Annotated in this window: 14 protein-coding genes; 13 read left to right on the top strand and 1 reads right to left on the bottom strand. The window is 41.2% G+C overall.

Going from position 1 to position 13,053, the window contains the following annotated elements; all coding sequences use genetic code 11:
- Positions 1 to 180: 180 nt before the first annotated feature.
- From HEMROJRC1_RS04210 to HEMROJRC1_RS10915, 3 genes are read left to right on the top strand one after another with little or no spacing between them, the layout of a single operon-like run.
- A complete protein-coding gene (locus HEMROJRC1_RS04210) occupies positions 181 to 1,773 on the top strand; it encodes a VENN motif pre-toxin domain-containing protein (protein ID WP_226691765.1) in 1,593 nt (530 codons plus the stop codon).
- Positions 1,774 to 1,775: 2 nt separating this feature from the next.
- Entirely contained in the window at positions 1,776 to 2,144 is a 369-nt protein-coding gene (locus HEMROJRC1_RS04205; RefSeq protein ID WP_226691764.1) for an Imm8 family immunity protein, read from the top strand.
- Positions 2,145 to 2,202: 58 nt separating this feature from the next.
- Positions 2,203 to 2,349 (top strand): hemagglutinin repeat-containing protein, encoded by a 147-nt coding sequence (locus HEMROJRC1_RS10915; protein WP_226692926.1) that lies wholly within the window; start codon positions 2,203 to 2,205, stop codon positions 2,347 to 2,349.
- A gap of 75 nt (positions 2,350 to 2,424) precedes the next feature.
- On the opposite strand, the gene HEMROJRC1_RS04195 is transcribed toward HEMROJRC1_RS10915, so the two are convergent.
- On the bottom strand, positions 2,425 to 4,716 hold the full coding sequence (locus HEMROJRC1_RS04195) for an autotransporter outer membrane beta-barrel domain-containing protein (RefSeq protein ID WP_226691763.1): 2,292 nt from the start codon (positions 4,714 to 4,716) through the stop codon (positions 2,425 to 2,427).
- Between the two features lie 150 nt (positions 4,717 to 4,866).
- On the opposite strand from HEMROJRC1_RS04195, the gene HEMROJRC1_RS04190 reads away from it, so the two are divergent.
- The 10 genes from HEMROJRC1_RS04190 (at position 4,867) to gnd (ending at position 13,046) form a co-directional block, all read left to right on the top strand.
- Positions 4,867 to 5,286, top strand: coding sequence for a hypothetical protein (locus HEMROJRC1_RS04190; protein WP_226691762.1), 420 nt, complete (start codon positions 4,867 to 4,869; stop codon positions 5,284 to 5,286).
- A gap of 9 nt (positions 5,287 to 5,295) precedes the next feature.
- Positions 5,296 to 6,105 (top strand): 3'(2'),5'-bisphosphate nucleotidase CysQ, encoded by an 810-nt coding sequence (cysQ, locus tag HEMROJRC1_RS04185; protein ID WP_226691761.1) that lies wholly within the window; start codon positions 5,296 to 5,298, stop codon positions 6,103 to 6,105.
- A gap of 74 nt (positions 6,106 to 6,179) precedes the next feature.
- Entirely contained in the window at positions 6,180 to 7,664 is a 1,485-nt protein-coding gene (gene zwf, locus HEMROJRC1_RS04180) for a glucose-6-phosphate dehydrogenase (RefSeq protein WP_226691760.1), read from the top strand.
- A 20-nt stretch (positions 7,665 to 7,684) separates the two neighbouring features.
- Positions 7,685 to 8,536 (top strand): PhzF family phenazine biosynthesis protein, encoded by an 852-nt coding sequence (locus HEMROJRC1_RS04175; protein WP_226691759.1) that lies wholly within the window; start codon positions 7,685 to 7,687, stop codon positions 8,534 to 8,536.
- Between the two features lie 8 nt (positions 8,537 to 8,544).
- On the top strand, positions 8,545 to 9,243 hold the full coding sequence (gene pgl / locus HEMROJRC1_RS04170) for a 6-phosphogluconolactonase (RefSeq protein WP_226691758.1): 699 nt from the start codon (positions 8,545 to 8,547) through the stop codon (positions 9,241 to 9,243).
- A complete protein-coding gene (locus HEMROJRC1_RS04165; protein ID WP_226691757.1) occupies positions 9,243 to 9,575 on the top strand; it encodes a n-acetylglutamate synthase in 333 nt (110 codons plus the stop codon). The genes pgl and HEMROJRC1_RS04165 overlap by 1 nt, the downstream gene beginning before the upstream one ends.
- Positions 9,575 to 9,928, top strand: a complete 354-nt coding sequence (locus tag HEMROJRC1_RS04160) for a DUF1304 domain-containing protein (RefSeq protein ID WP_226691756.1) — start codon at positions 9,575 to 9,577, stop codon at positions 9,926 to 9,928. Before HEMROJRC1_RS04165 ends, HEMROJRC1_RS04160 begins: the two co-directional genes overlap by 1 nt.
- Before the next feature lie 52 nt (positions 9,929 to 9,980).
- Positions 9,981 to 10,592, top strand: coding sequence for a glutathione S-transferase family protein (locus HEMROJRC1_RS04155; protein ID WP_226691755.1), 612 nt, complete (start codon positions 9,981 to 9,983; stop codon positions 10,590 to 10,592).
- 140 nt (positions 10,593 to 10,732) lie between these two features.
- Positions 10,733 to 11,422: an aspartate/glutamate racemase family protein gene (locus HEMROJRC1_RS04150; protein ID WP_226691754.1), complete on the top strand. Its 690-nt coding sequence runs from the start codon at positions 10,733 to 10,735 to the stop codon at positions 11,420 to 11,422.
- Positions 11,423 to 11,591: 169 nt separating this feature from the next.
- Positions 11,592 to 13,046 (top strand): decarboxylating NADP(+)-dependent phosphogluconate dehydrogenase, encoded by a 1,455-nt coding sequence (gnd, locus tag HEMROJRC1_RS04145; RefSeq protein ID WP_226691753.1) that lies wholly within the window; start codon positions 11,592 to 11,594, stop codon positions 13,044 to 13,046.
- Positions 13,047 to 13,053: the final 7 nt, after the last annotated feature.

Here is a 13,053-nt window from a genome sequence, read left to right as displayed (position 1 = left end):
GAAGCAGAGCAACAAGCAAAAGTTGCCAAGCTTACGGGGACGCCACAAAGCAACAGTATTAACCCGGCAATCCCGTTATATGCTAGTGAAAGTGATAGCAGCATCACCAAAGCGACCTTAACGGAAGGCAAGATTATCTTAAATAAGGATAGCCAACCGACTGAAACCACCGCGAAGGCATTGGGGATAAACACCGAGCTTAGCCAAGCCAACAGCCAAGTGAAAACAACCTTTGATATCAAACAAAAGCTTAAAGAGCAGCAAGTCATAGCGGGAGCTGTGGGAGATATGTCGGAAGCGGTTACGACCTATTCTGAGCAGAAACAAAAAGCGGCTCAAGAAGAAGTTAAAAAGGCAGAAAAAGCACTGACTAAAGCAAAAGCCGAAAACGCGTCAAAAGAGGAATTATCAAACTTAACGCACATATACAATCAAGCAAAAGCGGAAGCCGAAAGTTGGCAGACAGGTGGCTCGTCAAAACGCAAACTTGATGCGGCGGTGATGACATTGGGTACGATTTTATCGGGAGGTAGTGCAGGCGAAGCAGCAGTATCAGCCCTTTCTCCGGAGCTAAATGCCAAAATTCACGAATACACTAAAGACAGCAGACTGGCGAATTTACTGGCACACGCCACGCTTTCCGCACTTGAAGCCAAAGCGAGCGGAAACAATGCCTTTGCCGGAGCAGCCTCCGGTGTAGCAGGTGAGGCAAGTGCGATGTTGCTTTCTGAGATGGTGTTTAACAAATCGGCAAGTCAACTGACGGAAGAAGAGCGCAATCTTCTTTCACTAGCAGGACAGCTTTCGGGGGCATTAGCGGGCAATGTGACAGGCGGTAATACCGCTTCCACGCTACAAGGTATGAGAACGGCGAAAAGTGCGGTGGAGAATAACTACTTTAGTAATATTGATGTAGAAAATCTCATTCGGGAGTTGGATAAAGCGCAGAAAGAAGGTCGGGATACTAAGCCGATTTTTGAAAAATACAAAGGACTCAGTGAAAAAAATCGTAAGGAATTAATCGCTTGTAAAGGTAATGTCCTTTGTGAAAGTGCGCATTTATATCAAATGAATACCGGTGCCCAAGAGTTAGAGAACAACCTAGGTTTTTTCAGTAGTATGATGGTGTATTACCCGAATGACCTCAATTCAGCGAATCGCATAACCTTATCAAACTTGGTGGATAAAGAAAATGCGGAAAGTTTCAGTAAACTTTCTAGCGCAACAAAGTTAGGTTTAACGGCGATAGAGGCAGGCTCTGCAATTGGTGCGGTAGGTGGTTTGGCTAAGGATGGATTTAATAAAGTCAAAAACTTAGTCAGTGAGAAAAATAAAGCTTACCCTGCTTCAGGAATGGATAAGCATCAGCGTAAGATGGTTGGGGATAGTGATTATCCGTCAGGGGCTGAAAATGTGGCGTTGTATCCGAAGTTGAAAGAACAATTGATTAAGGAAAATCTCCAGAATACGGTAACTAAAAATCCTGTATTGGATCATGCTGCGTTTGGAAAAGGGAATTTAACTGTTAATGGAATATTTACTCGTAAAGAGACGGAGAGATTGGCATCAGAATGGGTTGGTGATGGTGCAATTCGCAATAGTGATGGTGGATTGACAAGTTTAGATGGAACAAGGAGATATAGACCTGCAAATAGCAAGCTTAATTCTCCTTATGCCAAAACAGGTATTCAAGCTAATTTTGAAAGGGGATATACAAATGAAAAAGGAAAATTCATTTCAGAGAGTAATTTGCATATTAATATTAAGGATTAGTTATGTTAAGAGCTGATTTAAAAGATATTTATTTTTACACTGTTTCTAATAAATATGAAGCTCAATTAGCAATGTTAGAACCTACATACTGCTTAACCTTATCTTTATCTATAGGTGAGCAAGATAATATCTCGGCAGATTATTTTTTAGTTCATGTAGTTAATCTTAATTGGGTAAAACACTGGATAGAAAAAGACAAGATATTATTAGGAGAAAAAACAATTATTGTTGATTTTGATGATTTTGATGATTTAGAAAGAGAACTGAAAATTCTAGTCAATTCTATTGAAGGTGAGACTTGGGAGGATATACTGCGTAAATTAAGAAAATATTTTGAATGGGAGTATGAGGATCATAAGTTTGTTTCATGATTTAAACAATCCGCCTGAAGGTGGTTTTAGCAAGGGCAAATAAGACGAACGCCATACAATTCAAAACAACAGCCATTTAGACAGTGAAACCATCAGCCTCACCAGCGGTGGTGACACGACTTTATCGGGTGCGGTTGCCAAAGGGAAATTGTTTATCGGCAAAAGTGCGGTCGAAATTTTACGAGATTTAAACAGGCAATGCTAGGATAACAATAAGATTGGCTGGAAAGAAAAATCCCCCTGTACAACAGCAGGGGGATTTTTTTAAACGTGTTTGTAGCTACCAACTATACCGATACGTCAATTGCACTTTGTAAGGTTGGTCGAGTTTTTTACCGCTTGTGAAACCGCCTTCAAGTCCGAATCGGTGTTGCCCGAATTGGGCATTTAAACCCAAGGCACTTTCAAAACGGCTACCTGTTTCAGCAACATCAAATGCGTATTGATTGACACGTACTTGATTGTGGCGGGTTTTCGTTTTTACGCCATTAATTTCGGCGTAAGGTTGTATATTCCAGCCGTTGAATTCAATCGTTTTGGCAACACGCACACCTGCTCGTCCCGTGTAGGCATTCAGGCGATCTTCATCGCTTTGTCCTGAAAGGGTTGTCCACGCAAGTTGAAGTTGTGGTGTGATTGTCCAACCTGAACCGAGTGTGTGAATCCGCCCCACTTCGCTGGAAAGGGTGTAGCCGTGATATTTGCGTTTGCCTGTTTCAGGGTTTTCTGCTTTCAAGCGGTCGTATTTGGCGATGTTATCCCAATAGAAACCGTTGTCGGCGAGATAGGTTCCGTAGATCCCGAATGATTGTCCTTTAACTTTGCCTGAACCATAATCGTGATTAAAATCCACATCGGAACGGGCATTGCCGATAAATCCGCCCAAACGGAAATTGTCGCTCAATGCAACATCTGCCCCCAGTTGTAGGCTGTGAATATTTTGTTCAAAACCCGATGATTGGCTATTTGAGGAAACTGAAAGTGCGGTCAGTTTTGAACGAGAATTTACATTTTTCACCCATACATTGCCTTGTTCGCCACGTTTTAATTCGCCTAGGCGGTGGTGTAAATCCGTTAAGCCTTGTTCAACAAGGTGTAATTGAGCTTGGCGGAGTGAAACCAGTGCGTTAGATTTTTCACTTAAGGCAAGTTGTGGGTTAGCCGGTTCGGTGGTTGTTGGTGGTACAATCACCGGCGGAATAATCGGCGGTTGTGGTGCCGTGTTTTCACTTGGAGTTGTTGGGGGGATTGGCTGAACTGCTATGTTATCCTCTACAGATGGTGTAGGCTTGGTTGGGATTTTCGGTGTAGGCGGATTTGTTGGCGCAACAGGTGTTGAAGTTGTCTTTTCTCCTGCACGGTTAGAAAGTACCCAGTTTGTCCCTTCTTTATTCAAGCGATAACGATACGCTCCTGCATCGACATATTCACGATTCAGCAAGCTAAATTGTGCTTCGCCTGTTTGTGTTTCAACAAGGGTTACTTTGCCGTTTGGGGCGTTGGGTTCATCATCACTATTACGAATATCTAAGCCAAATTGACCGCTGTCTTTGCCTTGTACTACGATCTTATCGGATTCTTGGTTGGCAAGATTAGTGTTGAGGGTGAAATTTCCTGAGCCTGATAAATCGCCAGTGATTGTAAGAGTTTGAAACCCGAGAGTATTGACAAAATTTACTGAACCTTTCTGCAAAGATAGGTTCGTGAGGCTACTATCCAATAGTGTTTTACCGTCAATCTCCGTTTGTGAAGTATTCCACACAGAATTATTCAAGGTTAAATTCAATGTTGAATCTGGGGCATCAACAGCTTTCGTTAGCCCTGATAAAGTGGAATTTTCGGCAGTAATAGTAATCGCCTCTTTAATTTTACCTACTTCATCGTCACTTGGAGTAAGGTAGGCGAATACATCAGAAATAATTTTTGAATTTGCTATTTCAATATTAATATTTCCTTCTTGGGAAGAAATGTTTCCTTGTTGAATATCATCTACCAGCCAATTACTCCCTAGAAACTCACCTGAAGAAATAGTCGAGTTATTTTCAATTTTCACTACATTATTTTTATCAGAATACATGAATGCTGAGGATTCTTTGGGGGCGGAAATGGAGGCATTATTTAAAATAACGGTACTTTGTGTAAATTCGATTGCTCCCAATTCCCCCTTAGAAATAACACTTGAATCTATGATATTTGCAGTGGAATTTTTTAATAAAAAAACACCATTTGAATTTGGGTGTAGGTGATAAATAGTAGAGCTATCCTTTAAATTTATCGTTGAATTATTGAGTTCGTAAAAATATGAGTAAAGACTATCCTGCCTTGGTGAGTTAGCAGCAACATTTAGTGAAATTAAAGAATCAATAATATTTAGTGCTCCATTTTCAACCCTACGGAAACTTGTAGAAAGGCTTAGGGAAGGATTTGTATAGAAATAGCTGTAAGAAGCTCTACTTCCGTTGATTGTAGAATGTTCATCTGTTATTTCTTCGTTTGCTACAGCCATTACATCATTTATCGTAAATGAGCTTACCAATGCCAAAGATAAAGCGGATAATTTTAAGTTTTTCATTTCTTTTCCTCTCTAAAAAAGCTATTGTTTCCCATTCTATCCTAAGTAACCTTATGTCTCAACGCTCCTCCAAAACATCAACATAATGATTCTGTAAAAGCGTGCGACTTTCCTATAAAATAGGCCATCTTTCCCAATCACCTGCTTTTTATGAAACCTTATCTCAAAACACTTATCCTATTTCCCTTGATTTTGCAATTGCTGGCAACCGCATTACTTTGGTTTTTAGATGCGGATTTTGATGCGGTTCCGTTTAGTCGTTATTTGCTTACCACTTTTTTTCTTGCCACGATTCCTGCGTTTTTGATCGCTTTAGTGGCGATGAAATTTCGTTATGTTCGGCATAATATCGCCGCAATCGTGCTATGCTCGTCATTGATTACTTTCTGTTATTGTAATGTCGCTTCCTATTTTTATTTATTAGTGATGAGCGAAGAAGAGCCCACATTTTGGCAATGGATGAGCGAAGGTGGGTTGTCATTGGGATTATTAAGTACGTGCGGTATGATATTTTATTCGTTGTTTGTGATACCGTGGTTGTTGCCGAAAGAAAAATCATCACAATCATAAGGGGGCTGTATGCTGATGCTGAATGAACACTTACTTAACCAGATTCTCTTGATTGCTTATCAAGCAGGCAATCATCTCCTGCATTTTTATCGGCAGCATATTGATGTAAAAATGAAAGAAGACGATACGCCCGTTACAGAAGCCGATCTTTTTGTTAGTCAATTTTTAACGGAAAAATTGACCGCACTTTTCCCGAACACGCCAGTCCTTTCCGAAGAAAATTGCCATATTCCTTTTGAAGAACGCCAAACCTGGGAAGAATATTGGTTGATTGATCCCCTTGATGGTACGCAACAATTTATAAATCGTACGGATCAATTTTCAGTTTTAATCACACTTGTTCGCAAAAACGAGCCGGTATTGAGCGTGATTCATGCGCCTGTTTTATCCCTTACTTATTATGCAATGAAGGATTTCGGTGCATACAAAAAACAAGATGAGCAAGTGAAAAAGCTGACAAAAAACACCCTCAATTTCGACCGCACTTTACGCATTGCAGTGGGGGCGACCACTTCACAGGAAAAAGTGCGGTCAATTTTATCGAAAGATTTTGATTGTGAATTTGTGGTAGTAGGCTCAAGTAGCCTGAAAAGCAGTTTGGTCGCAGAGGGCGTTGTAGATTGCTATGTCCGTCTTGGGAGAACCGGAGAATGGGATACGGCAGGTGCGGAAGTTTTACTGGGCGAAACAGGCGGAGCGATTTTCACACCGCACTTTGGGCGACTGACTTATAATCGGCGTGAAACGTTGATTAACCCTCATTTTGTCATGGTGGCGGATAAATCGGCGGATTGGCAATCGATCTTTCAATTTAATTGATTGGTTCGATTGGCAATTTTCGTTAGAATAGCGCATCATTTCGCAACGCTCGGGTATTTTAATAAGGAATCATTATGCAAACTGATAATAATTGTATCGTCATTTTTGGCGCATCCGGTGATTTAACGCACCGTAAACTCATTCCCGCACTCTATAATTTGTATAAAATCGGACGATTGAGTGAGAATTTTTCGGTGCTTGGTGTCGCACGCTCCGATTTAAATGATGAAACTTTCCGTGAAAAAATGCGTGAAACCTTACTTCATAATGAAGAGACTACTGCAGAAACTTTAGACGCATTTTGTCAGCATCTTTACTATCAAGCTATCAACACTTCGGATGCCGCCGATTACGGCAAACTTGTTCCTCGTTTGGACGAACTGCATGATAAATATCAAACCTGCGGCAATACGCTTTATTATATGTCCACGCCGCCAAGTCTTTATGGTGTGATTCCGGAATGTTTGGCCGCACACGGTCTGAATACCGAAGAATACGGTTGGAAACGTATCATTGTGGAGAAACCGTTCGGTTATGATGAAAAAACCGCACAGGCATTAGACGTGCAAATTCACCGTTTCTTTGAAGAGCAGCAAATTTATCGTATCGATCACTATCTTGGTAAAGAAACGGTACAAAACTTGCTCGTATTACGTTTTTCTAACGGTTGGTTCGAGCCGCTTTGGAATCGCAATTTCATTGATTATGTAGAAATCACCGGTGCCGAATCTATCGGTGTTGAGGAGCGGGGCGGTTATTACGATGGTTCCGGCGCAATGCGGGATATGTTCCAAAATCACTTATTACAAGTGCTGGCAATGGTGGCGATGGAACCACCGGCGATAATTAATGCCGATTCTATGCGTGATGAAGTGGCAAAAGTCATGCACAGTTTACGCCCGTTAACGCAAGAAGATGTGGAACATAACCTTGTTTTAGGGCAATACACCGCTGCAGAAATTAACGGTAAAACGGTGAAAGGTTATCTGGAAGAAAAAGGTGTGCCGGCAGATTCTCAGACTGAAACCTATATGGCGTTGCGTTGTGAAATCGAAAACTGGCGTTGGGCTGGCGTGCCTTTTTATGTCCGTACCGGTAAACGCTTACCGACTCGCGTTACGGAAATTGTGATTCACTTTAAAACGACTCCGCATCCTGTATTTAGCCAAGATGCACCGGAAAATAAACTTATTATTCGCATTCAACCGGATGAAGGTATTTCTATGCGTTTCGGGTTGAAAAAACCGGGCGCGGGTTTTGAAGCTAAGGAAGTTTCTATGGACTTTCGTTATGCCGATCTTGCCGGTTCGCAAGTACTTACCGCATACGAACGCTTATTGCTTGATGCAATGAAAGGCGATGCCACCTTGTTCGCCCGTACCGATGCAGTTCACGCGGCGTGGCGTTTTGTACAACCGATTTTAAATTACAAAGCGAACGGGGGCAAAATCCACGAATATGAAGCAGGTACATGGGGGCCGACAGCCGCAGAGAAACTTATTGCGAAAAGTGGTCGTGTATGGCGTAAACCAAGCGGTTTGATGAAGAAAAAAGTGTAGCTCACTTTAGGGAAGTACAGATGAATTATTACGATTTTTACCTCGTGAATGTATTTGCTGAAAGCCATTTCGGCGGTAATCCGTTGGCGGTATTTCCTGATGCTGAGGGGTTAAGCGATCAGCAAATGCAGTTGATTGCTCGCCAGTTTAATTTGTCTGAAACGGTATTTATTCTGCCACCCAAGCAGCCACAAACGGTCAAAAAATATCGCATTTTTACCCCCGATTATGAAATGCCGTTTGCAGGACATCCGACGATAGGGGCGAGTTTTATTTTGCACAGCCATTATTCAGCGGAAAAACGCTACACCATCGAAACTCAAGCCGGTTTGGTTGATATTTCACATAGAGGAACAGGCGTGGAATTCGCCTTAAAAAATGGCGTGAAAACGCAACCCTCTCATTTGAGCGTGGCGGAAACAGCGGAATTTCTCGGCTTAACGCCACAAGAGGTAAAAAATGAGCCTGTGTGGGTCAATACTGGGACGTGGCAGTTATTAGCGGAATTAACCCACTCACAGGCGGTACATAATGCCGTGCCAAATAGCGCCTCATTTTTAGCGAAAACAAAAAGTGATTTTGCTCCCTCTCAATGCTATTTATGGCATCGTGAAAATGAGCAGGTTACGTCAAGAATGTTTTTCGTTCAATCCGGGGCGATATTGGAAGACCCCGGTACCGGCTCGGCAGCGGCAAATCTGGCGGGCTTGCAAATTTTACGTAAAAAAACACCGCTTGAATGGGTCATTCATCAGGGCGATAAAATGCAACGCCCAAATAGGCTGACTATTCGAGTAGATCACGAAAACACGATTTTCGTGGGAGGCAATGTGATTGAAGTGGGCAAAGGTTGTTTTGCCCTCCCAAACTAAGGAAAACGATGAATACGATTATCTTTAAAACAGCTCAACAAGCGGTTGAAAAAATCGCTCAAGAATTTCAACTTTATAGCGAGTTTAATCGTCCTGTGCATATTTCCCTATCGGGCGGTTCCACCCCAAAATTATTATTTAAAACCTTAGCAACGGAACCTTATGCTTCACAAGTGCAGTGGAAAAATTTGCATTTTTGGTGGGGCGATGAGCGAATGGTGAGCCCTGAGAATCCTGAAAGTAATTATGGTGAAGTACAAAAATTGCTGTTTGATCATATTCATATCCCGGCAGAAAATATTCACCGTATCCGTGGTGAAAACGAGCCGATCTTAGAATTGAAACGTTTTGAAGAAGAATTAAGTGCGGTCATTTTTGACGGTGTTTTTGACTGGATTATTTTAGGTATGGGCGCGGACGGACACACGGCTTCGTTATTTCCGAACCAAACCGATTTTGATGATGAAAATCTTGCAGTGATCGCGAAACACCCCGAGACAGGACAAACCCGCATTTCCAAAACCGCCAAATTCATTGAGCAGGCAAAACGTATTACTTACTTAGTAACAGGCGAAGGTAAAGCGGAAATCCTTAAGGAAATTCAAACCACATCTGCGGAAAAATTACCTTATCCGGCAGCTAAAATTCACGCCAAGAACGGCATAACGGAATGGTATTTGGATAAAGCGGCGGCGAAGTTACTTTAATGTTGAATTTAAATAACAAAAAGTTTGTAGCGGTAGAGAATACTGAAAATGGTGAAGTGGGTTGCCAAACCCAATTTCATTACCACCAACAAGGAAAGATGGTTTGGGCTGAGTATAGTGGTGGTGAAATTCTAAAAGGTTTTCTAATTGGAAAAAAGACCGGTGAAATGCAGATTGAATTTACTTATCAGCATTTAAATCAATCTTTAGAAAACAGATTTGGGCGTTGTTGTACGACTTTTTCTATCAATGCAGGAAAATTAATCGGCAATGAAAAATGGCAGTGGTTGGATAGCCTTGAACAGGGCAACTCATTAATTCGAGAAATTTAATGGAAATTTTAGCCTCTATTTTGACCGCACTTGTGGCATTGGAACATTTTTACATTCTTTATTTGGAAATGTTCGCTTTAAATAGCCCTGTCGCACGGCGAATTTTTAAATTAACCGAACAAGACCTTGCTAATCCTAAGATCAAAGTTTTGTTTGCCAACCAGGGGTTATACAATGGCTTTCTTGCCGCAGGTCTAGTGTTTTCCTTGTCGGTTCAGCAAGTTGCGCTAACCTATTTCTTCCTTATTTGCGTTATCATTGCGGCAATATATGGCGCAATTACGGCGAACAAAGGGATTTTGTTTAAACAGGGATTACCGGCGGTGTTGGCGTTTGCTGCCTATTTTTTGTAGTTTTTGGAACTAAGGTTAAAATCTTTTGACCGTAAATGCTAGAGGAAGGAAAATGTTCAAACTTTATGTTAATCCGCCAAAATCTACTTGGTCTTTGCGTGTGTGGATTTTGATGAAGCAGCTTAATATTCCTTTTGAACAAGTGAATGTGCATTATTTGCAAGATAAAATACTGCAACGTCAACATTTTTTACAATTTTCCCCCACAGGTAAAATCCCAGTGTTGGAACATAACGGTATGACCGTTTGGGATAGTCTTGCTATTATTGAATATTTAGCCGAAATCTTTCCACAAGTTTGGGCAAAAGACAAATCGGCGAGAGCTTGGTCAAGATCAGCTTGTGCAGAAATGCATTCTGGGTTTGAACAATTGAGGGAAATTTGTGATTTCAGTCCATTAGAACGGTTAAAAACACCGTCAATTTCTACCGCACTTGCACAAGAATTGGCTCGTTTGGATCAACTTTGGCGGCAGGGATTAAGCCAATTCGGTAGTGATTTTCTTACAGGTGAAGCCTTTACTGCGGTTGATGCTTTTTTTGTCCCGATAGCGTTGAGAATTGAAACTTATAGCTTGCAGAATTACTTTAGCAGACAATGCTTGGACTATCAGCAACGATTACTGAGGTTGAAAAGTTTACCTGAGTGGTTGAGAGAAAAATGAATTTGAATTAATTAGAAATTCCAATAACATAGGTTATGAGGGAGCAAGATAATGTCGTTCTAGGTGTGCTGATTTGTACTTACTATATCCCTTTAATAAGCAGAGAAATTTTGCGTATCTCTATGAAGAAAGGAGAATAAATGAAAACGCTCGGTATTATCGGAGGAATGAGCCCAGAAAGCACTGCAACCTATTATACGGAAATTAATCGCTTGGTTAATCAACGAAAAGGTAGCAATACTTCAGCACCTATCGTGATGGTAAGTGTAGAGTTTGAGGAAATTGTACGATACCAAAAACGGGGTGAATGGAAAAAAGCAGGAGAGATTTTAGCAGAGGCAGCCAAAAGGCTAGAAGTAGTTGGTGCTCAAGGTATTGTGTTGGCAACGAATACGATGCATAAAGTTGCAACTCAAATTCAACAGGCAATCTCTATTCCTTTTTTGCATATTTTGGATGCAACGGCAAATGCGATAAAGGCGAGAAACATCAGAAAAGTGGCGTTACTAGGCACAAAATTTACTATGAGTGATAATTTTTATCGTGATGGACTTATTCAACGCGGAATTGTCCCTATTGTGCCGAATGAAGAAATTCAAAATGAAATTCACCGTATTATTTTTGATGAATTATGTGTAGGTAAATTTTTATCACAATCAAATGCGTTTTATTTAGATACGATTGAAACATTGCAGAAACAAGGTGCGGAAGGGGTGATTTTAGGCTGTACTGAGATTGGATTATTAGTAAATCAAAGTGATTCTCCGTTACCTTTTTTTGATACGGCAAAATTACATTCACAAATGGCTGCAGAATTTGTTGTGAATTGATGATATTTGAGGGAAGGGTTAATGAGCGTGCAAAACAAAATTTTATATTTACGTAGTTTTCAATTTTAGTAGATAAAGTGCGTTTATTCTTCCCATATGCTTTTAACTATGTAAGAAGTTTTAATTAAAAAGGTGCAAGTAAGTTGCGCCTCACCAACAGGAGAAAAAAATGTCAGTAAAAGGCGATATCGGTGTCATCGGCTTAGCCGTGATGGGGCAAAACCTCATTTTAAATATGAATGATCATGGCTTTAAAGTGGTGGCATATAACCGTACCACGTCTAAGGTGGACGAGTTTTTGGAAGGCGCAGCGAAAGGAACGAACATTATCGGTGCGTATTCGTTAGAAGATTTAGCCGCTAAATTAGAAAAACCGCGCAAAGTCATGTTAATGGTGCGTGCCGGAGAGGTGGTGGATCAATTTATTGATGCGTTACTCCCGCATTTGGAAGAAGGCGATATTATCATTGACGGCGGTAATTCCAACTATCCTGATACCAATCGCCGTGTAGAAGCGTTGCGTGAAAAAGGGATTCGTTTCATCGGTACCGGCGTTTCCGGTGGAGAAGAAGGCGCTCGCCACGGGCCTTCAATTATGCCGGGTGGTAACGAAGAAGCATGGCAATTCGTCAAACCTGTGTTACAAGCGATTTCCGCTAAAACCGAACAAGGCGAGCCTTGTTGTGATTGGGTGGGTAAAGATGGCGCAGGCCATTTTGTGAAAATGGTTCACAATGGTATCGAATATGGCGATATGCAATTAATTTGCGAAGCTTATCAATTCTTAAAAGAGGGCGTTGGCTTATCTGATGATGAATTGCAAGCAACTTTTAATGAGTGGCGCAATACCGAATTAGATAGCTATCTGATTGATATTACTGCTGATATTCTAGGTTATAAAGATGCAGACGGTGCACGTTTGGTTGATAAAATCTTAGACACGGCAGGTCAAAAAGGGACGGGTAAATGGACGGGAATCAATGCGTTAGATTTTGGTATTCCATTGACCTTAATCACCGAATCCGTGTTCGCCCGCTGTGTGTCTGCATTTAAAGATCAACGTGTTGCGGCAAGCAAATTATTCAACAAAACGATCGGTAAAGTCGAAGGTGATAAAAAAGTATGGATTGAAGCCGTACGCAAAGCATTGTTGGCTTCCAAAATCATTTCTTATGCACAAGGCTTTATGTTGATTCGTGAGGCTTCTGAAAATTTCAACTGGAATATCAACTACGGCAACACTGCACTATTATGGCGTGAAGGCTGTATTATTCGCAGTCGTTTTTTAGGTAATATTCGTGATGCTTATGAAGCGAATCCGGATTTAATTTTCTTAGGTTCAGACAGCTACTTCAAGGGAATTTTGGAAAATTCCATGGATGATTGGCGCAAAGTTGTGGCGAAATCTATCGAAATCGGTATTCCAATGCCTTGTATGGCATCAGCCATCACTTTCCTCGATGGTTATACCTCCGCTCGTTTACCTGCAAACTTATTGCAAGCACAACGTGATTATTTTGGTGCGCATACTTATGAACGTACAGATAAACCACGCGGCGAGTTTTTCCACACCAATTGGACAGGGCGTGGCGGTAATACGGCATCAACCACTTATGATGTGTAGTTTGTAA

The sequence above is a fragment of the Rodentibacter sp. JRC1 genome (assembly GCF_020521555.1).
GTDB lineage: Bacteria > Pseudomonadota > Gammaproteobacteria > Enterobacterales > Pasteurellaceae > Rodentibacter > Rodentibacter abscessus.
This window is presented reverse-complemented; position numbering and strand designations above follow the sequence as displayed.